The organism is Kitasatospora sp. NPDC088861 (assembly GCF_044750105.1).
Lineage (GTDB): Bacteria > Actinomycetota > Actinomycetes > Streptomycetales > Streptomycetaceae > Kitasatospora.
In genome coordinates this window covers 83,743-109,695 of sequence record NZ_JBIVJF010000013.1, presented here as the reverse complement: position 1 = coordinate 109,695, position 25,953 = coordinate 83,743, and the positions used below count along the sequence as shown (strand labels likewise).

Here is a 25,953-nt window from a genome sequence, read left to right as displayed (position 1 = left end):
TACCCGGCCGCCACGGGCGCGCGGGTTCATGGCGGGGCATCCCGGGGAACTCCGGCTTCCCGTTCCTCGGGCAGTCCCTCGCCTTCAGAAGCGACCCGGTCGGCTGGGGGATGAAGCGTTACCGGCGCTATGGGCCGGTGTCCCGTGCCACCATCGTCGGCAACCGGGCCGTCTTCCTGGCCGGTCCCGAAGCCGTGGCGCCGGTACTGGCCAACCACGACCGGGTGTTCGCCAGCGGCCCTGGCTGGAACCCGGTGGTCGGCTCGCTGCTCCCGGACGCACTGTCCTCGATGGACGCGGCTGAACACCTGTACTGGCGGCGGATCATTCAGAGCGCCTTCAGCCGCGACAGCGTGCGCGGCCACGTGGAGAACTCGGCCGCATTCACCAGAGCTCAGACCGACACCTGGCAGACCGGCGACGGGTTCCGACTGCAGTCCGCCCTGGAACGGCTCATGGTGGGCCTCTCGCTCCAGGAGTTCACCAGCACGTGCGAGATCGGGAGGCTGGAAGAACTCAACGAAGGGTTCAAGGCCATCAGCAAGGCCGCTGTGTCACCCCTGCGCATCCCTCTGCCGGGGAGTCTGTGGGCCCGTGCCGCCAAACAGCGGGCGACACTGGAGACGTACTTCGGGGAGATGATCACGGCCAAGCAGGGCACCAGCGGCGATCTGCTCGCCCGCCTCGCCACGCTGCCCGAAGCCGCCCACGGCGGCCGGAGCCTCGCCAACTTCCTCGTCGCTTTCTTGATCGCCTCCTACGGCACGACGGCCAACACGCTTGCCTCCGCCTGCTACTTCCTGGCCAGGCACCCCGAGTGGCAGGACCGGGTCCGCGCCGAGTGCCTGTCGGCCGGGACCCCGGAACTCGGCCTCGCGCCGACGGACCGGCTCAAGGACCTCGACCGGGTGCTCAAGGAGACACTCCGTCTGCTGCCACCGGTCTTCATCATCCCGCGGGCAGCGACGCGGGACACCGAGATCCTCGGGCACCGCATTCCAGCCGGCACGTTCGTGGCGGCGCAGATCATGCTCACCCAGCGGCTGCCCGAGATCTGGCCGGACCCCGACCGTTTCGCCCCTGACCGTTTCGATCCGGCAGGCCGCACCACCGGTCGGCAACGCGACCTTCTGATGCCTTACGGCAGCGGCGTGCACAAGTGCATCGGCCTTCACCTCGCCGAGGGGCAGATGAGGACCATCATGTATCACCTGTTGACGACGTTCCGTTGGAGCATCCGGGAAGACCGCGAACGGGCCTTCGACTTCTCCGTCCTGCACTGCTTCGCGGACGGGCTCCCGGTACGACTGGATCGGCTTCCCGGATAGCAGGCGGGTCATCAGGTGTTGGTGACCGCGCCGTTGGGAGCTGCGGCGGGCGGCTGCTGCGGGAAGGGCAGGGCTGCGAGTACGGGCGCGTTGGTACTGGGCTGTGCCTCTCGGGGCACCGGCGCGGTCACAGCGGTGAAGTCGGCGGCCGAACCGTCCGGGGCGGAGCCAAGACCCAGCCGCAGCTGCACGAGCTGGGCGATGTCCGCGATCGTCGCGTTGCCACGCGGAAGTTCCATGGGCGGGATGTCCACGCCGTAGCGCTGCTGGAGCGAGATCAGTAGCTCGGCCGCCATCAGCGAGTCCAGGCCGTACGCGTCGAGCCGACGATGGGGGTCGAACTGTTCGGGGTCCATCTGAAGTACTGCGCCCAGTAGCTCGGTCAGGTTCTTGGTCAGGAAGACCAGCGGCTGCTCGCCGGCCAGTCCGCGGATGAGCTCCGTACGGCTGACGCCGTCCTGATCGTCGCAGGCGGGGGCCAGCCCCGTCATTCGCGGGCTGGTCGCCAGCTTCAGGATCGCGCCGGCCTTGGCCCAGTTGTAGCGGCCCACGCCCGCGACGACGGCGCGGGCGTCGAGAAGTCGTTCTGCGGCGGTGAACGCCTCGGTCGGGCGGACCTGTTCGATGCCGAGACTGCTGAGGGCCTCGGTCAGGTTGTTGCGGGTGACGTAGCCGGTCTCGCTGATGGCTCCCCAGGCGATCGCGAGCCCGCTGCGTCCTTCCTGTCGTCGTCGGCGGACCAGGGCTTCGAGGTAGAGGTTGGCCGCGGCGTACGTGCTCTGCCTGAGGTTGCCGACCATGGCGCTGCCGGAGGAGTAGAGCAGGAACAGGTCGCAGTCGCGGTCCCGGGTCAGTGCGTCCAGGACGGCGGCCCCGCCGATCTTGGGCTTCAGTACGGCGGCGATGCGCTGCTCGTCGAGGTCCACGAGCGCGTCGTCGTCCAGGTGCATCGCGCAGTGGACCACGCCGCGCAGCGGGTGACCGTCGGCATCGATCGCGGCCACCACGGCCCGCATGGTCTCCGGGTCAGTCGTGTCGGCGGCGAAGGCGGTTGCGGTGACCCCGCGATCGGCAAGGGCGGACAGGATGGCGCCGGCCTCCGGGCTGTCCGTACCCCGGCGTCCGACCAGGGCCAGGTGCCGGGCGCCGAGGCCGGCCAGCCAGCCGACGGTGGCTGCACCGAAGCCGCCCAGCCCACCGGACACCAGGTAGGTGGCCTGGGGGTCGAGCGTGGGCGTGCGCGTGATCCGCTCGACCGCCGGGGGTTCGTCCAGGGGGCTGAAGGTGACGACGACCTTGCCGATGTGCCGGGAGTGCTGGATGAGCCGGAAGGCGTCGGCGACCCGGGCGGCGGGGAATGCGGCATGTGGTAGCGGGTGGCACCGCCCCTCGCGCAGCAGCCGGCCGACCTCGGCGACGACCAGGTCGATCTCCCGGGGAACATCGAGGATCGCGTTGAGGTCCACCCCGAAGAAGGCGATGTTGTTGCCGAAAGGGCGCAGCAGCAGCGGTTTGTTCTCGTGGATGTCGCGTTTGCCCAGTTCGAGGAACCGGCCGCCCGGGCGCAGCAGTTCCAGGCTGCGGGTGATCGCCTCGCCCGCGAGTGAGTTGAGAACGATGTCCACGCCCCGGTGCGCGGTGATCTGGAGGACCTGGTCGGTGAAGTCGAGGCTGCGCGAGTCCAGCACGTGGTCGATGCCCAGCGCGTGGAGATAGGCGCGTTTGAGGTCGCTGCCGGCGGTGGCGATCACCGTGGCGCCGTGTGCCCTGGCGTACTGGACGGCCGCCAGCCCGACTCCGCCGGCGGCCCCGTGCACCAGGACCGTTTCGCCCGGTTGGATCCGGGCCAGGCGGAACAGGCTGTAGACGACGGTCGCGAGGGCCACGGGCGTGGTGGCGGCCTCGTCATAGCTGAGGCCCGCCGGGATGGGCCACAGGTGCGAAGCGCGGGCCACGGTGTGCGAGGACAGCGAGGCAGCCGCCATGCCGGCGACCCGGTCACCCGGCCGCAGGCCGGTCACTCCGGAGCCGCAGGCCGTCACGACGCCGGCGCATTCGAGGCCGAGACCGCTCTCGGACGGCGTTCCCTCGATGACCGCCGCCGGAAGCAGGCCGGTGACCTGCATCAGGTCGCGGTAGTTCAGCGTGGCGGCCCGCACCTCGATGACGACCTCGCCGGGCCCCGGTTGCGGGCGTCGGACCTCCTCCCAGGACAGGTTGTAGGAGAGGCCGGGGTTGCGCGACCTCAGCGCGAACGGGACCGCTTCCCGCGTCGGCCCGGCCACTGGTCGGTGCTGCTCGCGCGGGACGAACCGGCCGCCCGCGGTCAGCACGACCTCGTCCTCGGTGCCGGGACCGAGTAGTTCGCGGGCCAGCCGTCGCGCGTCGGAGACCGGGTCGGCGCCGGGCTCCAGGCAGATGCGGCGTCCGTCCAGGTCCGGGTGCTCGTTGGCCAGGCAGCGCGCCACGCCCCACGCGGCGGCGTGGACGGGATCCGTGATCCGCGCCAGGGCGGGCACGGCGCCGCTCGTGCGGGTCACCAGCCACAGCCGGGCACCGACCTCGCGCGGCAGACGTGCGCAGGCGGCCGTGACCACGCGCAGCAACTCCGTGTGCCTGGTTGCCTGGACGACCTGGTCCGCAGGGTCGTTCTGCGACGAGGGTTCGTTGTGCGGCGAGCCGCCGAGGAGGAGTGCGATGTCGACGGAGTCGATCACTGGAGTGCTGAGGCCGGTCTCGGGCGGGGCGGTCGCGGCGGACAGGGCCCGGTCCCAGGCGGATGGTTCGGCTTCGGCCCGGATGACGCGCACGGTTGCTGCGTCCGCAGCGGTCAGCGTGTCGGCCAGGGCGTGGACCAAGGGGTCCTGGCCCACGGTCTCGGACGCGATGACGAACACCGCTCCCGCCGGCGCGGTGGGCAGTGCGGGCGGTGCCGCCGACTCGGGCGTAGGGGCACCGGCGAGCAGGACGCTCCGGTGGTCGCGGGTGGGCTTGCGGTCATGGCCGGTCTGCACGATGTCGCGGTAGCCGCACCGCTCCAGCAGGGCGGGCCACTGCTCGCGCGACAGCAGCGGGAAGTCGGGCCGCAGCTCGGTGTCGGTACCGGTGTGAAAGCTGTCCGGGGTACCGAGGGAAAGGGCGAGCATCTCCGGGTCGTGCGACTCGCCGATCAGCAGCTGGCCGCCGGGGGCGAGCAGGGTGGCCACCCTGTGCAGTGCCGCGGTCAGGTCTTTGGCCATGTACAGGGAGTCGACCGCCACCACCACGTCGAATCCCTGCTGCGGATAGCCCTGCCCGAGCGGGTCCGCATCCAGGTCCAGCACCCGGTAGTCGACGAAGTCGTAAGCAGCGAAGCGCTTCTGGGCACGCGGGAAGAGGAGCGGGGAGACATCGGTGAAGCAGTAGCGGGTCCGTTGCGCGGGCAGCAGCGGAAGCAGCGCCGCCGTGGTGCCCCCGGTACCGGCCCCGATCTCCAGGACCCGCAGCGGACGGTCGACCGGCCAGTCGCGCAGCATCTCGCGCAGCAGTGCCTGGGTGAGGCGATTGTGGAAGCGGGAGACCGGGGCGGTGTCGTGGAGTTGCTCCAGGGCTTTGGCCACGGGCTCGGAGCCCAGCAGCTCCACGGGATCCGTGCGGCCGCGCAGCACTTGCTCGAGGTGGGCCCATCGGTGGGTTCCGAGCGCGGTCTCGGTGACGAACGCGGGTAGCTCGGTGGCGATCTGTCGGACCAGCTGATCGACGGGGAACTCAGCTGCCGTCAACCGCCACCGGCCGTCCGGTTCGCAAACCAGCACCCCGTGCCGGACGAACAGGGGGATCAGCAGGGAGACCAGGCGACGGAAGCGCGGTTGCATTCCGGCTGCCACGAGATCGTCCAGTTCGAAGGGCGCGGACGGCTCGGGCAGTACGGCGGCCAGCGTGGTGCCGATGCTGCGCGCGCTGCATTCCTTGAACAGTGGGACGAACCTCTCATGCCCAAACCGCCGCCAGTCGGATCGCAGCTCGGCGATCCGGTCGGCCGCCGCCTGTTGCACGGTCCGCGGGGGTGGCAGGGGGGACGGTTCGCAGGGAAGGTCGCTGTGCGGGGCGGCGCGCAGCACCGTGTGGTAGACGGCGATGCCTGCGCGAGCGGTGACTGCCAGACGGCGCAGCCGACAGCCGTCGAGTTCGGCGGTGACGACGCCGTCCTGGTCGGTGAGCGTGATGTCCCAGCAGACCTCCTCGGTGGTCCGGGTGCGTTCGCGTACCCGGACGACACCGGTTTCGGGCAGAGTGCCCCAGAGACGCACCGCCCCGATCGAGACCGGAAGACATGCGTGCCCGTCGGTCACCAGCCCCGCCAGCAGCGGGGCGCCTGCCTGTAGCGCGCCGTCCAGCAGAGCGGGATGTGCGGTGTAGGGATCGCCCGGTGTGCTGTGGTGGTAGGTGGCGAGGACTTCGCCTTCACCCACGCGCAGTTCGCGCAGTACCTGGAAGCCGGGACCGTAGGCCAATCCCGCCGCCGCGCACGCCGTGTAGTGTTCGTCGGCCGACGTCAACCGTGGGCAGCGTTCCCGTACCGTGTTGAGATCAAGGGATTCGGGGCGGTCCCGCAGCAAGGCGCGAACCCTCGCGCGGGCGTGCGGGCGCGCTGCGTCGGCCGCGCGGCCGGGGCCGTGGTTGGTGCTCGTGATGCTCACCGTCCCGTCGTCCGGGGAGAGGCTCAGCTGCACGCGGACACTGGACGGGTCTGCCCAGGGGATCACCAAAGCGTGGCTGAGATCGAGATGCTCGACCTCCACCGGGCCGGCGCAGACCGCCCGCCCGGCCGCCAGCGCCATCTCCACGAAGCCGGTGGCCGGCATCACCACCGATCCGGCCACTCTGTGGTCGCCCAGCCAGGGCAGCAGTACCGGTTCGATGGGGCCCTGCCACACCGGCAGCGGGGCAGGCAGTCGCTCGCCCAGCAGCGGATGGCGCAGCACGCCGTCGCCGCTGCTGCTGATCCAGGACTCCCGGGTGCCCTCCCAGTGGCGTTCGCGCTGCCAGGGGTACGCGGGAAGGCCGGTGACCTGGCCCGGGCGGGGGAAGTACCGACCCCAGTCGATGTCCGCTCCGGCGGCGAGCAGCGCTGCGTGGGTGGTGGCGAGCTGCGTGGCTCCGTCCCCGTCACGGCGCAGTGTTCCCAGCACCGTGACGGCGGTTCGGGGGCGCGTGGCGGCGATACGCCGCAGGTAGGTCTGCAACACCGGGTGGGGGCCGATCTCCAGCAGGATGTCGCCCCCGTCGTCGAGTGCCTGCTCCACTGCCGCGCTGAACCTGACCGGCCGACGCACGTTTTGCCACCAGTACGCCGCGTCCAGGTCAGTACCCCCGGCCCTGGCGCCGGTGACGGTGGAGTGCAGTGCGACGGCGGCGGGGGAGGGCGCCAGCGCGGCCAGCGCGGCGCCCAGGGGCTCGGCCAGACTGTCCATGGAGCTGCTGTGGAAGGCGTAGTCCAGGTCGAGTTCACGGAAGAACACCGCCTGCCCGGTCAGCTGCCTTCCGAGGTCGGCCAGCGCCTGCGGGTCGCCTGCGATGGTGACGTCCTGCGGACTGTTGACACCCGCGATCTCCAGCCTGCCGCCGAACGAGGAGAGTCGCTCGGCCGCGCGCTCCGCCGACAGCCCGACCGCCGCCATCCTGCCGCCGCCACGGGTGGCGCCCTGCAACCGGCTGCGTTCGGCGATCACCAGCGCGGCCTGGGCCAGGGTGAGCGCCCCGGCGCAGTGCGCCGCGGCTACCTCACCGACGCTGTGCCCCAGCACCATCGCCGGCTCGATGCCTCGCTCGCGCAACACAGCCGCCAAGGCGACCTGGAGCGTGAAGAGCAGTGGTTGTGCGCGCTCGGTCAGGTCCAGGCACCACTGCTCGGGCGGCGCGGCCAATGCCTCGGCCGCCGACCAGCCCAGAAGGGGGGCCAGTGCTGCGTCCACCCGGTTCACCGTCTCGCGAAAGATCGAGTCGCCCGCCAGGAGGTCGGTACCCATCCCGGCCCACTGCGACCCGTTGCCGCAGAAGACGAACACCACCCGGCCACGCTCCACCGCCTTGGCACTCGCGCCGGCCGCAGGTGCTCCCGCCCCGCGCTCCCACCCGCCGACGGCTGCGGCGCCACCCGAGTGCGTCACACCATCAGCCTTTTGCTGAAGGGATGTTGATGCTTCGTCAGTAGTGGCAAGAGCGGTGAACCCGCGTTCCGCGTCCCCCGTGGAGCGGGCGAGCACCACCGCGCGGTGCTCGTGCTTGCCGCGGCGCCTGCACGAGGTGTAGGCGATGTCGTAGAACTCCCGTGGCGCGGCGCTGGCCAGCCGGGCCGTCATCCGGCGCACCGCCTCGGCCAGAGCCGGTTCCGTGCGCGCCGAGACCAGCACCGGCAGGCCCTCGGGCGGTGCCGTGGACGCGCCGGGCGGCAGGACGGGGGGAGCGGAGGCGAGCACGGTGTGCGCGTTCGCACCGCCGAACCCGAAGGAGTTCACCCCCACCACCAGACGCCCATCGGTGGGCAGCGCCCGGTTGCGGACCTCGATCCGCAGGCCTAGCCCCGCGAAGTCCACGTCGGGATGCGGCTGCTCGCAGTGCAGCGTGGCGGGCACAGCCCGGTGTTTGAGCACCAGCAGCGCCTTGCACAGGCCCGCCAGTCCGGATGCGGGCTCCAGGTGTCCCAGGTTGCTCTTGACCGAGCCGATGCCGAGGTCGCCGGTGATGCGCCGGATCCCCAGGGCGCGGCCGATGGCCCGGGCCTCCAGCGGGTCCCCGACCGGGGTGCCGGTGCCGTGCGCCTCGAAGTACACCAACTCGTCGGGGTCGACGCCCGCCTCGGCGTAGATCCGACGCAGCAACTCCTCCTGGGCCTGGGGATTGGGCAGGGCCAGACCCATCGTCCTGCCGTCGCAGTTGGTGGCACTGCCAAGGATGACGCCGTGCAGGCGGTCCCCGTCGGCCAGCGCATCGTCCAGCCGCTTGAGAAGCACCACCACGCCGCCCTCAGCGCGCACAAAACCGTCGGCCTGGGCCGAGAACGAAGCGCACCTGCCACGGGCCGACAGCATGGACGCCTGTGAGAACCCGACGTAGTGGAAAGGGGAGAGCAGCACATTCACCCCTCCGCACACCGCGACCCGGCTGGTGCCCGACCACAGACTCCGGCATGCCTGGTCGAGGGCGACCAGCGAGGACGAGCAAGCGGTGTCCACCGCCATGCTCGGACCACGCAGATCGAAAGTGTAGGAGAGGCGGTTGGCAGCGATGGAGCTGGCACTGCCCGACATCGTGTAGGCGTTGACCGTGCGCGGCGACAACAACTGCAAAGTGCCGTACGACATGTCGGAGATGCCGACGTAGACGGCGGTGTCCGATCCGGCCAGCGTCTCGGGGGCCACGGCGGCGTCGTCCAGGGCCTCGGCCGCCAGTTCCATCAGCAGCCGGTGCTGCGGATCGACCTGTGCCGCCTCCTTGGGTGAGACGCCGAAGTAGGCGGCGTCGAAGCCGGCGACATCGTCGAGGAAACCGCCGACCGCCGTGTAGCTCTTGCCGACGCGCGGCATCGAGGGGTCGACGAAGCGGCTGGTCTCGAAGCGGTCCTCAGGCACCGACCCGATCAGGTCCCGGCCCTGTTCCAGCGCATTCCACAGTTCGTCCAGGCCGTTGATGCCCCCCGGCAGGCGGCAGGCCGCCCCGACGATGGCGACGGCCTGCCGGTCTGCGCGTTCCCGGTCCCGATGCATGTGAGCCCTTCTCATCCATGCCTGGGGTGGCGAGTTCTCCAGTCGGTCGCCCTCATGCGGGCGAAGCACTCACGGTATTTGATCGACAGCACAAAGTCACGGATGGGGCGTGGGTGTGACGCGCGACCACATCGGAGTGCGCACCGCGCCCGCGTTGCCGGAGCAAGCTCGTTCGAGTGAAGACCATGTCGATCTCGCAAGGTCAGGATGTGGGCGAACGACCATGACCTGACTGCGGGTTCGGGCAGCGGCCCCGTCTGGTCTCGGCCGAAACGGAGGTAGCGGAGGCAGCGGATCGTACTCGCGGAGACCACTGGGCCGTAGGGTGGCGTCGCCGCAACACGCTCAGCCCGTCCCGACAGCGGCGGTTCTGAACCCTGGGAGCCATCCTTGTCCATCCTGTTCACCGGTGCCACCGGATTCCTGGGATGCCGCGTCCTGCGGCGGTTGCTCGACGAGGGGAACGGGGCAGTGATCACGATCCTGGGACGCGCGGATACCCTGACACTGCGTCAACGCGTCGAGGCGGCGGTTCTTGCGGCGGAACCCGATCCACCGCCCGCCGGCTCCCTGGGCCGCCTGCGCTACGTCGAGGGCGACCTCACCAAGCCCAGTTTGGGGCTCGGCCGCCGCGAGATCGCTGCGGCAGCCGACGGGCTCACCTCGATCTGGCACTGCGCGGGCCTGCTCGCCCTCGTGGGTGATCCGGCTCCGCTGTTCAGGACCAACATCCTCGGGACCCGTGGCCTGCTGGAGCTGGCAGACCAGGCCCCCCAGGCGCACTTGTTCCACACCAGCACTGCCTACGTGGCCGGGCGGCGGAGCAGTGGCCACATCCTGGAGGACGACCTGAGCGAGGAGGCAGGCTTCCAGACCTACTACGAGGAAAGCAAATTCAACGGTGAGCGCCTGGTCCGCAGGTGGGCCGCACACACCGGCCGCTCGGTCACCATCATGCGTCCGAGCCTTCTCGTACTGGACCAGGTGATCCCCGATGGGCTGCCGAACCAGACCCTGGGGATCCTCGCTCGCCTGATCGACGTGAGCCTGGGCGCCGACGCCCAGGCACGGCCGGGCGGCGACGGCGCACTGCGTGTCCGAATCCGGAGCAACCCCGAGGACTCCCTCAACATGCTCCAAGTCGACTACGCCGCACACGCCATGGTGCGCGTCGCGGCCCACCGGCCGACGGGCCTGCGCACCGTGCACGTCACCCACCCGCAGAACACTTCCATGAGTGTCTTCCTGCGTGCGTTCGAACTCGCCTATCCGGGCCTGGCCGTGGAGACAGTTCCAGCCCTGCACGCGCCAATCCCGGTGGAGGTCCTGGCAGCCACCCAAATCGCCCAGGTTTCCTCCTTCATGACGCAGAGCCGGACCTACGGCCGAGCCAACCTGCTGGCGACAGTGGGCGATCTGCCCGATCCCGCCCCCGTCGACAGCGCCTACCTCGCCCGTGGCATGCGAAGGGCCGGGTCCGTGGTCGGGGTCTGATTCACCGAGTCCAGCGCGCAGCCTCACTGGACATCAGCAACGGCTTGGTCCAAGGAAGTACTCGGCATCCGAGGCTCCGATCTCAGGAGCGCGCATTTGCTCCGGGTACAGCGGACCGCCAGTGGTCCGGTTGTGACAGAGCCGAGCATCAGAGTCTGGGAGGACTCGGACACTCAGCTCGTCGGGGACTACCAGGTGACGATGACGTACCCGTGGCCGCCCGCGACCCCCGTCGCTCCGCCATCACCGGCGGGACCCAGGACCGCAAGGCCTCCTTGTGGATGCCGAGATCGCGAGCCACATGGGCGACGGGGCGGCCGGTCGAGCGGACCTCGCGCACGGCGCGTTCACGGAGTTCATCGGGGTACTTGCGTGGTGCCGGCACTGCTCGTGGTTCTCCTTGCGCCTGGATCGTAACAAACCCAGACATCAGGGACTCCAAGAAGGCCGGAGCAGCTCAGCCGGGGGTGCCGGGGCAACCGGAGGGCGGCGGCCAGGACGCAGTCGGCGTGCTCGCGCCGGACCGGGCGGAAATGCGGGCCTTCCCTGGCCTAAGTCAAGCCTGTTGACCTACGCTGCCAGGCATGAGCGAACGGGTAGTCCCCGAGCCCCGGCGGCAGCGTCGGCGGCCCACCAAGCAAGGCGTCATCCTGTCGAGGGAACTGATCGTCGACACCGCGTTGCGGCTCATCGAGCAGCACGGCGCCGACGCGCTCACCGTACGGCGGCTCGGTACCGCGCTCGGCGCCGATCCGAGCGCTGTCTACCGCTACTTCCGCAGCACCGACGACCTGCTGCTCGCCGTCGCCGACGAGCTCATCGGCCGCGCCCAGCACGGTTGGCAGGCCACTGGTGACTGGCGCGCCGACCTGCGTGCCATCGGCCTGCGAATCCACGCCGCCTACCAGGCCCACCCCCAGGCCGCGCTGCTCGCCGCCCACCGCACCACCGGCCGAACCTACGAGATCGCCGCCGTCGAGGCCATCCTCGGCGTCCTGCGCGGGGCGGGCTTCCCCGACCGCGAGGCCGTCCGGATCTACCACGCCTTCGTCGACCAGAGCCTCGGCTTCGCCGCGCTCGACGCCGCCGCCCTCGCCCTGCCCGCCGCTGCCCAGGCCGCCGACCTGGAGGTCTGGCAGGCCTCCTACGCCCGGCTCGACGCCACCACGTACCCGCACATCGCCGCCACCGCCCGGCTCCTCACCAGCGACATGCGCCGCAGCGGCTATCCCTACGCCCTCGACCTCCTCCTCGACGCCGCCGAGGCCCGCCTCCCGGCCACGGGCTGAGCGCGGGCGACGGACTGAGCGCTGCCGGATCCGAAGCGGCCGACGCAGCCGGGCCGATCGCTCCCGGCTGCGTCGGCGACCGTCACGGTGCCGACGCAGCCCTCGGGCCTACGCGTTCCTGGGTACGTTTCATCACTTCGTGCGGGGGATCCTGGCAGTGCCCTGAGACCGCCGGGGCACCGACTCACCCCCGGGCGGCTCAGTTCGCCGCGTGGACGAGCCGGCCGCCGACGTAGGTGCGCAGGACGCGGGCGTCGGCGATCTCCTCGGCGGGGGCGGTGAAGAGGTCGCGGTCCAGGACGACGAGGTCGGCGAGGTGGCCCGTCGTGAGGGTGCCGGCGTCGTCATGGCCGTTGACGTGGGCGGTTCCGGCCGTGTACGCGGCGAGGGCGGAGGCCAGGTCGAGGCGCTGCTCGGGGAGGAAGACCCGGCCGTCGGTGGCCCCCGGCTCGCTCCGGTTGACGGCCACGTGGATGCCGGCGAGCGGGTCCGGGCTGCTCACCGGCCAGTCGCTGCCGGCCGCCAGGGTGGCGCCCGCGCGCTGGAGGGCGCCGAAGGGGTACTGCCAGGCGGCGCGCTCCGGGCCGAGGAACGGGATCGTCAGCTCGTCCATCTGAGGCTCGTGTGCGGCCCAGAGCGGCTGGATGTTGGCGATCGCGCCGAGCCGGGCGAAGCGGTCGAGGTCATCCGGGTGAACCACCTGGAGGTGGGCGAGGTGGTGGCGGGTGTCGCGTCGCCCGTTGGCGGCGCGGGCCGCCTCGACCGCGTCCAGCGCCTCGCGGACGGCCCGGTCGCCGAGGGCGTGGAAGTGCACCTGGAAGCCGAGCGCGTCCAGCTCGGTGACGTACCCGCGCAGCGCGGCCGGGTCGACGAAGCTGAGGCCGGAGTTGGCGGTGGCGCAGCCGCAGCCGTCCAGGTACGGGCTGGTCATAGCAGCGGTGAAGTTCTCGGCGATGCCGTCCTGCATGATCTTCACCGAGCCGGCCCGGAACCGCCCGTGGCTCAACCCTGCACGCCGCCCGACCAGTTCGGGGATCTGCTCGGCCCCTCGGTCGCGGTCCCACCAGAGCGCGCCGGTCACCCGGGCGGTCAGCGCGCCGGAGCGCGCGGCGGCCAGGTAGGCGTCGGACGGATCCGGCTGGCCGTTGAACTCGCCGAGCAGCGCGTCCTGCCAGCCGGTGATGCCGAGCGAGTGCAGCAGCCGCTGGGCGCGCAGCAGCCCGTCCAGCCGGTCGGCGGCGGTGGAGGGCGGGATCAGCCGGGCGACCAGGCCGGTGGCGCCCTCCTGGAGCGTGCCGCCCGGGGTGCCGTCCGGCTCGCGCTCGATCCGGCCGTCCGCCGGATCGGGGGTGTCCCGGGTGAGGCCGGCGAGCTCCAGGGCCCGGGTGTTGGCCCAGGCGCCGTGGTGGTCGCGGTTGGTCAGGTACACCGGGCGGTCCGGGACGACGGAGTCCAGCAGCTGCCGGGTCGGCAGCCCGCCCTCGAAGCTCTCCATCGACCAGCCGCTGCCGGTGATCCACGCCTGGCCGGGGTTGGCGTCGGCGTACGCGCGGATCCGCTCCAGGTAGTCGGCGACGCCGACCGTGCCGGTGAGGTCGCAGACCGCCAACTCGGTGCCGCCGAAGACCGCGTGGACGTGAGCGTCCTGGAATCCGGGCAGCAGCAGCTTGCCGGTGAGGTCCACGACCTCCGTCCCCGGCCCGATCAGCTCCCGGACCTCGTCGTGGCCGACGGCGGTGATCCGCTCGCCGGTCACGGCCAGGCTGGTCGCCCGGGTGCGGGCGGCGTCACCGGTGTGGACCGGGCCGCGGGTGAAGACCAGATCGGCCTCGGGCATGGGGGTGCTCCGTTCTCTCGTGGCTTCCACGGGCTGTCAGTCGGTGTCGGGCAGGAAGTAGGGCGAACGCCGCCGCCAGCGGGCCCAGGCGGCCGCAGGCAGTCCGGTGACGATCATCATCACCGTCACGGTCAGCTCGAACCACCCGTTGTCGGCGGCCAGTTCGAAGTGGTCGGCGGAGTCGTAGAACGACCAGGCGAGATAGCCGCCGACGGCGAGCAGCGCGGCCGCGCCCAGCAGCGGGCCGACCACCGCGCGCAGTCCCTCCAACGGGTCGCTGCGCAGCAGGTGCCGGAACCGGACGGCCGCCGCGACGGCCGTCAGCGCGTAGTACAGCGCGACGATGATGCCGATCGCGTTGACGGAGGCGGAGATCAGGTCGTTGACGGTGGGGATGGCGATCGAGGCCAGCGCGAGGGCCATCGCGATGCCGGTGATCAGGAGCGTGCCGACGGCGGGCGTCGTGTGCTTCGGGTGCAGCCGGGTCCAGACCGGGCCGAGCACGCCGTCGCGCCCCATCGCGTACATTCCGCGCGCCGTCGGGATCACGGACGACTGCAGGGAGGCCACCGCGGAGAACATGAGCGCGATCAACGGCAGGGCGGCCAGCGGCTGGTGGGCGAGCGTCGTGCCGAAGTAGGCGAGCCCGTGCGCGCCGTTGTCGGCCAACTCGTCGATCGGCAGCACCCGTTGGAAGGCCGTGCCGGCGAGCAGGAAGAGCAGCAGCATCACCACCAGGGCGAGCATGCCGCCCCGCGAGGCGTCCCGGGGGCTGCGCACCTCCTCGCCGACGCTGAACACCGACTCGAAGCCCCAGTAGCAGAACACCGCCAGCACCATGCCCTGGGCGAGCGCGTCGAAGGACGGGATGTCGAACGGGTTGAACCACTGCAGCGAGAACGGCTGGTCGCCGGCGAACAGCCCGTAGCCGCAGAAGCCGAGCAGCACCGCGTACTCGAACACCAGCAGCGCCTTCTGCAGCCGGGCGGCCAGGTCCAGGCCGCGCACCGCCACCAGCGCCGCGCCGACCAGGACCACCAGGCCGAGCAGGGTGCACTGGACGGTCGAGTCGGCGTCGAGGCGGAGGCCCGCGACGCTGCGCACGTGGGCCAGGTCGAGGAGCTGGATGATGGAGGACCCGGTGACCGTGGTGGTGTAGGCCATGAAGACCACGGTGCCGACGGTGTTCACCCAGCCGGTGAGGAAGCCCAGCCAGGGGTTGAGTATTCGGCCCACCCAGCGATAGCTGCTGCCGGCGTCCGGCTCGACGGCGTTCAGTCGCCCGTACCCGCCCGCGATGGCGAGCACGGGCAGGAAGGCCAGCAGCATGATCGCGGGCAGGTGCAGGCCGACGACTCCGGCCATCAGGCCCAGGCCGATGCCGATGCTGCTGGTGGCCGCCGTACTGGAGGCGGCGATCGTCGCCCCGTCCAGCAGGCCGATGGACTTGTGCATGGTGACGTGGGGGCTGCTCGCGTCCGGTCTCGGAGCGTTGCCCGTGGCCTTCACCGTCGGTGTCAACGGATCACCGCCTTGCTCGTGTGGGGGAGGGGTGCGAGACATGAAACCGGTGGCGCCCTTACACGTCAATGCTGTTGTCATAAGAGCTGGGGCGTGGGAGTGGGAGTGGGGCGAGGCGGCCGCAGGGGCGGGTGCGGCGGGTGAGGGGCGGAGACGGGCCCTCCCCTCACCGGGGAGCGGCGGCTGCCCCCATGCGCGCCCGAGGGCATCGAGTCGCGGCTCGCCAGGTGAGCGACCCTGCTGGTCGGGCAGGGTGCTGGAGCGTTCCGCGGACCCGGCCGGGTGGCAACTCGCCTGCGACGAAGAAGGTCGTCATCGAGCGGCTCCACGCGTGCTCGTCGATCCTCGACTCCGAGGGCCGGCAGTCCTACTGCGGCCGTCCCGGCGGCCGACTGCCCGCCGGCGGCGAGGACGGCGCGAAGCGCTGCGCGACGTTGCGCGGGGAAGCGGGTCGTGGCGTGCCGGACGCGGCCGCGCGCCGGCGGGCCGCGGTGCTGAAGTACGCGGCGCGCCGCCGCAGGTGGCGCAGGGCGCCGTAGCGCGGCGGGGCCGGGACGGTGGTGGCGGCTGCGCCGTAGAAGAGGCGTTTGCCGACCTCGATCAGGACGAGGTAGGCGATGATCATGCCGACCAGGGTGGCGAAGAACGCCCCTGGTAGCGGCTGGAAGCCGAGGGTGTGGGCCAGTGGCGTGGCGGGCAGCAGGGTGCCGACGGTGACGACGCCGAGGGCCGACAGCGTCAGTGGCAGGCTGGGGTGACTGCGGAAGAACGGGATGCGCCGGGTGCGGATCGCGAAGATCACCAGGGTCTGGGTGGCCAGCGACTCCACGAACCAGCCCGAGCGGAACTGCGCCGGGCCGGAATGGAAGACCCAGAGCATGACGCCGAAGGTGATGAAGTCGAAGACCGAGCTGAGCGGGCCGAAGCAGATCATGAAGCGCCGGATGAAGGCGATGTCCCAGTGCGAGGGCTTGTGCAGCTGTTCCTCGTCCACGTTGTCGGTGGGGATGGCCAGTTGGCTGGTGTCGTAGAGCAGGTTGTTCAGCAGGATCTGCGAGGGCAGCATCGGCAGAAACGACAGGAACAGCGAGGCGCTGGCCGCGCTGAACATGTTGCCGAAGTTGCTGGAGGTGCCCATCAGCACGTACTTGATGGTGTTGGCGAAGATCCGCCGGCCTTCGGCCACGCCGTCGGCCAACACGTCCAGGTCCTTCTCCAGCAGGATCACGTCCGCGGCGTCCTTGGCGACGTCGGTGGCCGATTCGACGGAGATGCCCACGTCGGCCGCGTGCAGGGCCAGGGCGTCGTTGACGCCGTCGCCGAGGAACGAGACCCCACCGCCGCTGCGCCGCTGGGCGTGCACGATGCGGGCCTTGGCTTCGGGGCTGACCCGGGCGAAGACGGTGGTGCTCGTGATCGCCTCGGCCAGCCGGGTGTCGTCCAGGGCGTCCACCTCGGCGCCGGTCATGGCCTCGCCCCCACCCAGTCCGAGGTCGTGGCAGACCTTGGCGGCGACTGCGGCGTTGTCGCCGGTGACGACCTTCACGGAGATGCCTAGCGCGGCCAGCCTGCTGAGTGCGGCGGCCGCGTCCGGTTTGGGCGGGTCGAGGAAGACGAGCAGCCCGGCCAGCTGAAGACCGTTCTCGTCCGCCGGCCGGATCTGCCCCGATCCGGCGACGCCGGGCCGGGTGGCGACCGCGATCACCCGGTTGCCGGCGGCGAACTCCGCCGCCAGCGCGTCACGGGCTGCGGCGGGCACGTCGGCGCAGCGTTCCAGGATGCTTTCCGGAGCACCCTTGGTGACCAGGGTCGATACGCCGGCCGTGTCCCGCACGAGGACGGAGACCATGCGGCGCTCGTGGTCGAAGGGGAGCACCGCGAGCGAGGTGTAGCCCGCCAGCGCGGCCCGCTCGCCCGCGGCGGCGGGCGAGCGCCACAGGGCCTGGTCGAGCGGGTTCCCGCCCACGTCCCGCTCGTCCCGCGCCGCGTTCTCGGTGCACAGCAGCCCCCATCGCAGCACCGTGTCGGGACCGTCGGCGCCGACGGGCACGGCGCGCATGTAGTCGATCCGGCCGAGGGTGAGGGTGCCGGTCTTGTCGGTGAACAGGACGTCGACGTCGCCGAGGTCCTCGATGCAGACAAGCCGTTTGACCAGGACCTTGCGGCGGCTCATCCGCCGCGAGCCCGCGGCCAGGCTGGTGGAGACGACGGCGGGCAGCAGCTGCGGGGTGATGCCGACTGCGATGGCCAGCGAGAACAGCAGGGCATCGATGATCGGTTTGTGCAGCGCCACGTTGATCACGAAGATCGAGGTGGTCAGCGCGCCCGCGACGTAGACCAGCAGTAGGGAGAAGCGGCGCAGGCCGACCTGGAACTCGGTGTCGAGCTGGTGGGTGCCGAGCCCGGCGGCGATCTTGCCGAACTCGGTGCGGGCCCCGGTGGACACCACGACCCCCCGGGCGCCGCCGGTGCGCACCACCGTGCCCATCAGGGCGCAGCCGGACAGCTCGGCCAGCGGTGTCCCGGCCGGGACGGCGGCGGTGCCCTTGTCCACGGGCAGCGACTCGCCGGTCAGGAGCGACTCGTCGCACTCCAGTCCCGTGACCTCCAGCAGCCGCAGGTCGGCCGGGACGATGTCGCCCAGGTGCAGCTCGACCAGATCGCCGGGAACCAGCGCGGTGACATCCACCGACACCGCCCGTCCGTCGCGCACCGCCACCGTCGTGTGGCGGATCTGCGAGTGCAGCGCCTCGGCGGCCTTCTCGGCCCGGTACTCGTTGACGAAGCCCAGCCCCACGGACACCGCCACGATCACCCCGATGATCACGGCGTCACTGCGCTCGCCGACCAGGAACGATGCCACGGCGGCGCCCAACAGCAACCCGAGCAGTGGCGAGCGCAACTGGTGCCACAGCACAGGGAAGAACCGGGCCCGGTGCGAGGAGACCGCATTGGGCCCGAACCGGGCCCGGCGCCTGGCCGCTTCACCGGAGCTCAACCCCGCCTCGGCATTGACGTCGAGCCCGCGCAGAACCTGTTCCCCAAGCAGTGCCGCCGAGGCTGCCACCCCGTCCGCGGGCCCGGCCGACCGCACGGGAGCCGCGGCGCTCATCGCGGGTGGTCCCCGGTCCCGCCCGTCACCGTTCTCGGCATGCGACGGCACGCCGACGGGATGCGGGGGAGTGGTGCTGTGTCATACGGATCGCCGCCTCTGGGCACGTGCCACGCCCGGCGAGGGCACGGAGTCCGAACAGACCCGGGCGCGCTACGTTTCTCCAGGGTCGCATGGGTCGATCGCTTCTTCCCTCCGGTGCCTGGCTCGGCGCTCACCGGGACGCCTCCTCGGCGCGGCCTCTGGTGGCCGACGCGTCGCTGCGGGACCAGAGTGGAGCAGACGGGGTTCGCGAGGGTTCTCCGCACACGGGGCGGGCGATCCCGGAGCCCGGTGGGACCGTTCCGCCGACGGCGCGGTGCCGGCTCGCGTCGAGGCCGCGCCCGGGTCGGCCGGTGCCGCCGGCGCGGGAGGAGGTACCGACGGTGGCAGGACAGGCCGGCAAGCAGGACGAGCCGCACGGTCGTGCCCTGGGACGCCGTCTGAACTGGCTGCGGGCCGGGGTGCTCGGAGCCAACGACGGGGTCGTCTCCACGGCGGGCCTCGTGATCGGTGTGGCCGGTGCGACCACCTCCCACATCGCGCTGCTGACGGCCGGGCTGGCCGGGCTGCTGGCGGGATCGATGTCGATGGCGGTGGGCGAGTACGTTTCGGTCAGCAGCCAGCGGGACTCCGAACGGGCCGCGCTGCTGGTGGAGCAGGGTGAACTGGCGGAGGCGCCGGAGGCGGAACTGGACGAGTTGACCGGTCTCTACGAAGCCAAGGGGCTGCCTCCGGCACTGGCGCGGGATGTGGCCGAGCAGCTGACCGAGAGAGACCCGCTGGCCGCGCACGCGGACGCGGAGCTGAAGCTCGATCCGGACGCCTTGACGAGCGCCTGGCAGGCGGCAGGAGCGAGCTTCGTGTCCTTCACCGCCGGCTCGCTGCTGCCTCTGCTGGTCATCCTGCTGCTGCCGGTGTCGTCCCGGGTCCCGGTCACGGCTGCTGCCGTCCTCGCGGCCCTCTGGGCCACCGGGGCTGTCAGCGCCCGCCTCGGAGGGGCGCCCCCCGGGCGGGCCATCCTGCGCAACGTTCTCGGCGGAGGGCTGGCGATGGCCGTCACCTACGGGGTGGGGGTGGCCCTCGGCGTTACCGGTGTCTGAAACGTTCCCGCATCCGGCGCTCCCGGCCCGGGCGAAGGCCCTGTTCCTGTCGGCGGCGTCCTTCGCACCGGGGGCGTGGGCGCAACCGCTGGCGTGGACAGCACCCACAAGCCGCGGGTAGCGTCGAAGCAGCGGGTCGGTCGTCGCCCCCCCGGGCCCTCCGCCATCACGCCGACTCGCAGTGGCCCCGCTCGCAGCCGGGCAGGGCTCGGTGAGTGGCGGACACCGTGGTCACGTCGGACAGCCGGGTACATCGGACCAGTCGGCTGGCCGGTCACTTCTCAGGAGGCGGCCGTCGCGTTGACTCGGCCGGCTCGCCGCCCGGGCTGCGCTGTGATCAGGTCCACCGGGCAGCCCCACTCATCCGGGATCGGCACCGGACATCAGCGGCATCGGGAATCTGGACGCCGTGCGGAGGAGCCTCGTGAGTAGCCAAGCCCGACAGCTGGTCACCGACACCGCTCCCGCGCTGGGCCGCCGGTGCCGCGTCGCGACGGGCGCCCGGTGTGCGCCCGAGGCCGCGGGCGCGTATGTGACGGTGCCCTGACATGCGTATCGTGGCCGCACTCGGTGGCAATGCGCTGCTTCGCCGTGGTGAGAGGCCTGATGCCGGGATCCAGTTGGGGCACGTGCGCACCGCCGCTCGGGCTCTCGGTCCGCTGGCCGCCCGGCACGAGCTGGTGATCTGCCACGGCAACGGCCCGCAGATCGGCATGCTCTCCCTCGAAAGCGAGAGCGACCCGGCGCTGTCCCGTCCCTACCCGTTGGATGCGCTCGTCGCCCAGACCCAGGGCATGATCGGTTACTGGCTCACGCAGTGCCTGGGCAACGACGGCCTGGCCAAGCCTGTCCTCAGCCTCGTCACCCAGACGCTCGTCGACCCGGGCGACCCGGCGTTCGCCGAGCCGACGAAGTTCGTCGGCCCCGTCTACGACCACCGGCGCGCCCGACAGTTGGCCGACCTGCACGGCTGGACCATCGCCGCGGACGGTGACCGGTGGCGCAGGGTCGTGCCCTCGCCCGAGCCGCAGCGGATCATCGAGCAGGACTCGATCACCCACCTGCTGGATACCGGTTCGGTCGTCATCTGCGGCGGAGGCGGCGGAGCCCCGGTCGCCGATGACGGCTCCGGCCGGCTCCACGGCGTGGAAGCCGTCGTCGACAAGGACTCCACCGCGGCCCTGCTCGCCACCACCCTCCACGCCGACCGGCTCCTCGTCCTCACCGACGTACCCGCCGTGATGGCACACTTCGGCACCCCGCAGGCCACCGCGCTGCGCCACCTCGACCTGGACGACCTGGCGGGCATGGAGTTTCCCGCCGGGTCGATGGGCCCCAAGATCGCGGCCTGTCGGCACTTCGTGGCGGCCACGGGCCACCCGGCGGCCATCGGGCAGCTGCCCGATGCGAGCGCGATCCTCGCCGGTGCCGCCGGCACCACCATCACCACCGCCCACGCACACGAGCCGGGCAGCCGTCCGCGCCGGCAGCAGCCGGGCGAGGGTGGCTCGTCGCCGGATGGTCGGCCGAACACCGGCCCCAGCCGTACGCACGACCTCAGCACCGGCGGGACACGGCCGCGTCCGACCGACGGGAGCCCCGAGCCATGACCGGACCAGCGCTGTCACCGGAGCTGCTCCACCGGATGGACGCCTACTGGCGGGCCGCCAACTACCTGTCGGTGGGTCAGATCTACCTCTACGACAACCCGCTGCTGAAGACACCGCTGGAACTGTCGCATGTGAAGCCGCTGGTCGTCGGCCACTGGGGCACCACGCCGGGGCAGAACTTCATCTACACGCACCTGAACCGGGTCATCAAGAAGTACGACCTGGACATGGTCTACGTCGCGGGGCCCGGCCACGGCGGGCCGGCACTGGTGAGCCACACCTACCTGGAGGGCACGTACAGCGAGGTCTATCCGGACGTCAGCCAGGACGAGCTGGGGATGAGGAAGCTGTTCACCCAGTTCTCCTTCCCCGGCGGGATCTCCAGCCACGTCGCGCCGACCACGCCCGGGTCCATCCACGAGGGCGGCGAACTCGGCTACTCGCTCAGCCACTCCTTCGGCGCCGTGTTCGACAACCCCGGCCTGATCGCGGCCTGCGTCATCGGTGACGGCGAGGCCGAGACCGGGCCGCTGGCGACAGCGTGGCAGTCCACCAGGTTCCTCGACCCGGTCGGTGACGGGGCGGTGCTGCCGATCCTGCACCTCAACGGCTACAAGATCAGCAACCCCACCGTGCTGGCGCGCATCGAGGAGGAGGAGCTGACGCAGTTCCTGCGCGGCTGCGGCTGGGAGCCCCACATCGTGGCGGGCGACGAACCCGAGGCGATGCACCAGCTCATGGCCCGGACCATGGATACGGCCGTCGAGGAGATCCGGGAGATCCAGGACACCGCGCGCGCCCGCACGGACGCCGGCCGCCCGCGCTGGCCGGTGATCGTCCTGCGCTCGCCCAAGGGCTGGACCGGGCCGAAGACCGTCGACGGCCTGCAGGTCGAGGGCACGTTCCGCTCGCACCAGGTACCGCTGCTGGTGGACGCCGACCACCCCGAGCACGTCGGGCAGTTGGAGCACTGGATGCGGAGCTACCGGGCGCAGGAGCTGTTCGACGACAACGGCCGCTTCCTGCCGGAGCTGGCCGGCCTCGCTCCGGTGGGCGAGCGGCGGATGGGCGCGAACCCGCATGCCAACGGCGGGATGCTGCTGCGGGACCTGCGGATGCCGGACTTCCGAGTCCACGCCGTGGACGTCCGCGCGCCCGGAGAGGTCAGCGGCAAGGACACCCTCGTTCTGGGACGGTTCCTGAGAGACGTGGTCGCCGCCAACGGGGAGCGCCGCAACTTCCGGATCTTCGGCCCCGACGAGACGCTCTCCAACATGCTGGGCGCGGTCTTCGAGGAGACCGACCGCCAGTGGGACGCCCGCACCATGGAGGGCGACGAGTTCCTCGCCCCTTCGGGCCGGGTGCTGGACTCGATGCTCAGCGAGCACCAGTGCGAGGGCTGGCTGGAGGGCTACCTGCTCACCGGACGGCACGGGCTGTTCAACTGCTACGAGGCGTTCATCCACATCGTCGACTCGATGTTCAACCAGCACGCCAAGTGGTTGAAGGTCACCAAGCAGCTGCCCTGGCGCCGCGACATCGCCTCCCTCAACTACCTCCTCGCGTCCCACGTATGGCAGCAGGACCACAACGGCTTCACCCACCAGGACCCCGGCTTCCTGGACCACGTCGCCAACAAGAAGGCCGACGTGGTGCGGATCTACCTCCCGCCGGACGCCAACTGCCTGCTGTCCGTGATGGACCACTGCCTGCGCAGCCGGCACTACGTGAACGTTGTGGTGGCGGGCAAGCGCGCGATGCCGCAGTGGCTGTCCATGGAGGACGCCGTCGTGCACTGCACCCAGGGTGTGGGCATCTGGCCGTGGGCGAGCAACGACGAGGGCGGGGAGCCGGACGTCGTGCTGGCCTGCTGCGGCGACACCCCCACCCTGGAGGTCCTGGCCGCGGTGTCCATCCTGCGCGAGCACCTGCCCGAGGTGAGGGTGCGGGTGGTCAACGTCGTCGACCTGATGAAGCTGGAGCCCGACACGGTGCACCCGCACGGGCTCAGTGACCGGGACTACGACTCGCTCTTCACCAGGGACAGGCACATCGTCTTCGCCTTCCACGGCTACCCCTCGCTGATCCACCGGCTCACCTACCGCCGCACCAACCGAAACCTGCACGTGCGCGGATACAACGAGGAGGGCACCATCACCACCGCCTTCGACATGCGGGTGCAGAACCGCCTGGACCGCTTCCACCTCGTCCAGGACGTCATCGACCGGCTGCCCCGACTCGGTGCACGGGGCGACTACGTGAAGCAGCGGATGCGCGACAGGCTGGTCGAGCACAAGCTGTACATCGACCGGCACGGAACGGACCTGCCGGAAATCCGGGACTGGACCTGGGTCGGCACCACCAGCAGCGTTCCCCGCCCGGCAGAGGACGGCTGACTCGGGTCACCACCCTTCGACGCCTCCACGGTGCCTCTCGATGTCCTCAGCCGGGACTGCGGCGTGCCCGGGCGCGGGCCACCGCCTCGTCGAGCAGTTGCTGGGCCACTGCGGACGCCTTCCGGTTCTGTGCCTGGCTCATCGCACGGAGCTTGTCGAAGGCCTCGGCGGGGGTGCAGCCGCTGCGGCTCATCAGGACGCCCAGGGCCTGGTCGATCGCCGAGCGGTGGGTCAGCGCGGACTGCAGCTGTGCGGCCAATCGTGTTGTCCGGGCGAGGGCCTGGGCGTTCTGTACGGAGATCGCGGCCGGCACGGCGAACAGCTCGCCGAGTTCCACGGCCCAGGCGTCGAAGACGTCCTCGGCGTGGGCGTAGACGTTCATCGCGCCCAGGACCCGGTCGTCGGTCAGCAGCGGCAGCGAGAGCACGCTGTGCACGCCCAGCCGGCCGACCCGCGGTCCGAAGCGCGGCCACGACGGGTCCTTGCCCAGCGAGGCCGAGCGGACGGTGCGTCGTTCGGCCGCAGCGGTGATGCACGGCCCCTCACCGATCCGGTACTGGATCGCATCGACGGTTCGAACGAAGGCCGCGCTGGACACGATCGTGTCGGCCCGGCCGTCCTCCACGAGGGTCAGGCCCACTCCGTCCGCGCCGGGGATCGCGTGCGCCGCGAAGTCGGCGACGTGGACCAGCAGGGCCGGCAGGTCCAAGCGCCCGCTGGCCAACCTCGACAGGCCGGCCAGGCTCTCCCGCAGGTCCGCGTCGTCGGCCGGGCTCCGGCCAGGAGCGGCACCCGACACCGGGGTGTCGCTGGACTCCGACGCTCCCGGGGCCGACTCCGCCATGGTGGATCTCCTCAGCCTCACCGACAACCGACCGACCGCACTGAGGGTCGGACAGACCGAACCGCGCCCCCTGCCGCCCATTGTCCGCCCGGCCGTACTCGAACGAGCGGCGTGCTCCGTGCGCGCCGCGTGGCCGGAGATCGGAGAGTACCGTCGGAGGTGGTTGAGTCAGCAGCCAGTCCGGAGACGAAGGCCCACCTCGCGTCGGCCTCGGGAGCGACCAGCTCACAACCGGGCCCATCCGGTGACCTCATCATGCGAGGCTCACCATGCCCATGCAGTCGCCCACCCGCGCCGACGGCCCGGCCCCTGTGGCGCGCCCGCCCTCCCCCCTCGGCAGGGCCGGCGAAGAGCCCCCCGCAGCGGCGTCGGCGACCGAGGCCCGGCCCGCTCCGGCGGGGCGGTCCGCTGCGTCGGCCGGTCGCCCTCCTCGCCGGGGGCCACGCAGATACCCTGCCGAGACGGAGCCTCCCCCGTGCTGCGTGCCGCCTCGCAGCGGCCGGCGGGCCGATCCCGGCCGAACAGGCGGCCCCGCGTCCCGGGCCGAGTGGTCCCTGTCGCCGGGGCCGGACGCACTCTCCCGACAACTGAACAGAGGCACGCCATGAAGATCCTGATCGTCGCCGTCGTCATCGTCGTCCTGCTGGTCCTGGTGGGCCTCCTGCTCTCCGTGAGGATCGTCAAGCAGTACGAGCAGGGCGTGCTGTTCCGGCTGGGCCGTGTGCGCGGCCCGAAGAAACCCGGCTTCACCCTGATCGTCCCGATCGTCGACGTCCTGCACCGGGTGTCGCTGCGGATCGTGACAATGCCCATCCAGTCCCAGGGCATCATCACCCGCGACAACGTCAGCGTCGACGTCTCGGCGGTCGCCTACTTCCGGGTGGTCGACGCGGTCAAGTCGGTCGTCGCGATCGAGAACGTCTACTCCGCCATCGACCAGATCGCCCAGACCACGCTGCGCAAGGTGGTCGGGCAGCACACGCTGGACGAGACGCTGTCCGAGACCGACACCATCAACCTCGACATCCGCGAGATCCTGGACGTGACCACAGTCGAGTGGGGCGTCCAGGTGACGCTGGTGGAGCTGAAGGACATCCAGCTGCCCGAGAGCATGAAGCGGGCGATGGCCCGCCAGGCCGAGGCGGAGCGGGAGAAGAGAGCCAAGATCATCAATGCGCAGGGCGAGTCGCTGGCCGCGGCGGCACTGGGCGAGGCCTCGGACACCATGATGGCCCACCCGCTGGCCCTGCAACTGAGGAATCTGCAGAGCCTGGTGGAGATCGGTGTGGACAAGAACACCACCGTCGTCTTCCCCGCCCCGCTGATGAGCACCATCGGCGAACTCGGCTCCTTCCTCGCCCGCGAGAAAGCCGCGGCTGCCGCCGGACCGCCCGTCCCGGTGTCGCTGGAAAAGCCTCCGGCGGCCACCACACCACTGCTCGTCCAGCAGCCGGCCCGCGGGCTGCTGGTCGAACAGGTGCCGGACGGCGAGGTGCAGGCCAACGGAGGACCTGTCGTCCTGCGGAAGTAACGCGGCACGGGCGGGCACGGAACGGTCCGTGCCCGCCCGAGAAACCGAGGCGAAGTCATGATCGAGAGCATGCCGGGCACGCTGTGTGGAACGGGGCGAGACGG

13 protein-coding genes are annotated in these 25,953 nt (G+C 71.2%); 7 read left to right on the top strand and 6 right to left on the bottom strand.

Annotated features, from left to right (window positions below; genetic code table 11):
• Window positions 1-110 precede the first annotated feature (110 nt).
• Window positions 111-1,328: a cytochrome P450 gene (locus ACIP37_RS22345; protein ID WP_400844349.1), complete on the top strand. Its 1,218-nt coding sequence runs from the start codon at window positions 111-113 to the stop codon at window positions 1,326-1,328.
• Window positions 1,329-1,339: 11 nt separating this feature from the next.
• Here ACIP37_RS22345 and ACIP37_RS22340 read toward each other — a convergent pair whose 3' ends face one another.
• Window positions 1,340-9,073 (bottom strand): SDR family NAD(P)-dependent oxidoreductase, encoded by a 7,734-nt coding sequence (locus tag ACIP37_RS22340; RefSeq protein ID WP_400809298.1) that lies wholly within the window; start codon window positions 9,071-9,073, stop codon window positions 1,340-1,342.
• A gap of 390 nt (window positions 9,074-9,463) precedes the next feature.
• Here ACIP37_RS22340 and ACIP37_RS22335 point away from each other — a divergent pair, with 390 nt between their 5' ends.
• On the top strand, window positions 9,464-10,567 hold the full coding sequence (locus tag ACIP37_RS22335) for an SDR family oxidoreductase (RefSeq protein WP_363581171.1): 1,104 nt from the start codon (window positions 9,464-9,466) through the stop codon (window positions 10,565-10,567).
• A gap of 148 nt (window positions 10,568-10,715) precedes the next feature.
• Here the strand turns inward: ACIP37_RS22335 and ACIP37_RS22330 are convergent, their stop codons facing one another.
• Window positions 10,716-10,997: a transposase gene (locus ACIP37_RS22330; protein ID WP_363581173.1), complete on the bottom strand. Its 282-nt coding sequence runs from the start codon at window positions 10,995-10,997 to the stop codon at window positions 10,716-10,718.
• A gap of 154 nt (window positions 10,998-11,151) precedes the next feature.
• Here ACIP37_RS22330 and ACIP37_RS22325 point away from each other — a divergent pair, with 154 nt between their 5' ends.
• Complete coding sequence (locus tag ACIP37_RS22325; protein ID WP_363581175.1) at window positions 11,152-11,856, top strand: TetR/AcrR family transcriptional regulator; 705 nt, start codon at window positions 11,152-11,154, stop codon at window positions 11,854-11,856.
• Window positions 11,857-12,055: 199 nt separating this feature from the next.
• On the opposite strand, the gene ACIP37_RS22320 is transcribed toward ACIP37_RS22325, so the two are convergent.
• The 3 genes from ACIP37_RS22320 to mgtA form a co-directional block, all read right to left on the bottom strand.
• The gene (locus ACIP37_RS22320; RefSeq protein WP_400844346.1) at window positions 12,056-13,693 is read right to left on the bottom strand and encodes an amidohydrolase; all 1,638 of its coding nucleotides are present in this window, start codon (window positions 13,691-13,693) and stop codon (window positions 12,056-12,058) included.
• A 36-nt stretch (window positions 13,694-13,729) separates the two neighbouring features.
• On the bottom strand, window positions 13,730-15,148 hold the full coding sequence (locus ACIP37_RS22315; RefSeq protein ID WP_363581308.1) for an APC family permease: 1,419 nt from the start codon (window positions 15,146-15,148) through the stop codon (window positions 13,730-13,732).
• Between the two features lie 433 nt (window positions 15,149-15,581).
• Complete coding sequence (mgtA, locus tag ACIP37_RS22310) at window positions 15,582-18,326, bottom strand: magnesium-translocating P-type ATPase (protein WP_363581179.1); 2,745 nt, start codon at window positions 18,324-18,326, stop codon at window positions 15,582-15,584.
• 425 nt (window positions 18,327-18,751) lie between these two features.
• Between mgtA and ACIP37_RS22305 the strand changes: the two genes are divergently transcribed.
• The 3 genes from ACIP37_RS22305 (at window position 18,752) to ACIP37_RS22295 (ending at window position 23,474) form a co-directional block, all read left to right on the top strand.
• Window positions 18,752-19,468, top strand: a complete 717-nt coding sequence (locus ACIP37_RS22305; RefSeq protein WP_363581181.1) for a VIT family protein — start codon at window positions 18,752-18,754, stop codon at window positions 19,466-19,468.
• A gap of 548 nt (window positions 19,469-20,016) precedes the next feature.
• Window positions 20,017-21,078, top strand: coding sequence for a carbamate kinase (locus ACIP37_RS22300; protein ID WP_363630811.1), 1,062 nt, complete (start codon window positions 20,017-20,019; stop codon window positions 21,076-21,078).
• Complete coding sequence (locus tag ACIP37_RS22295; RefSeq protein WP_400844341.1) at window positions 21,075-23,474, top strand: phosphoketolase; 2,400 nt, start codon at window positions 21,075-21,077, stop codon at window positions 23,472-23,474. Before ACIP37_RS22300 ends, ACIP37_RS22295 begins: the two co-directional genes overlap by 4 nt.
• 46 nt (window positions 23,475-23,520) lie before the next feature.
• Here the strand turns inward: ACIP37_RS22295 and ACIP37_RS22290 are convergent, their stop codons facing one another.
• Window positions 23,521-24,318 carry a GAF and ANTAR domain-containing protein gene (locus ACIP37_RS22290; protein WP_363581187.1) on the bottom strand — a complete coding sequence of 266 codons (798 nt, stop codon included), beginning with the start codon at window positions 24,316-24,318 and terminating at the stop codon, window positions 23,521-23,523.
• A 604-nt stretch (window positions 24,319-24,922) separates the two neighbouring features.
• Here ACIP37_RS22290 and ACIP37_RS22285 point away from each other — a divergent pair.
• Window positions 24,923-25,849, top strand: a complete 927-nt coding sequence (locus ACIP37_RS22285) for a slipin family protein (RefSeq protein ID WP_363630810.1) — start codon at window positions 24,923-24,925, stop codon at window positions 25,847-25,849.
• Window positions 25,850-25,953 lie beyond the last annotated feature (104 nt).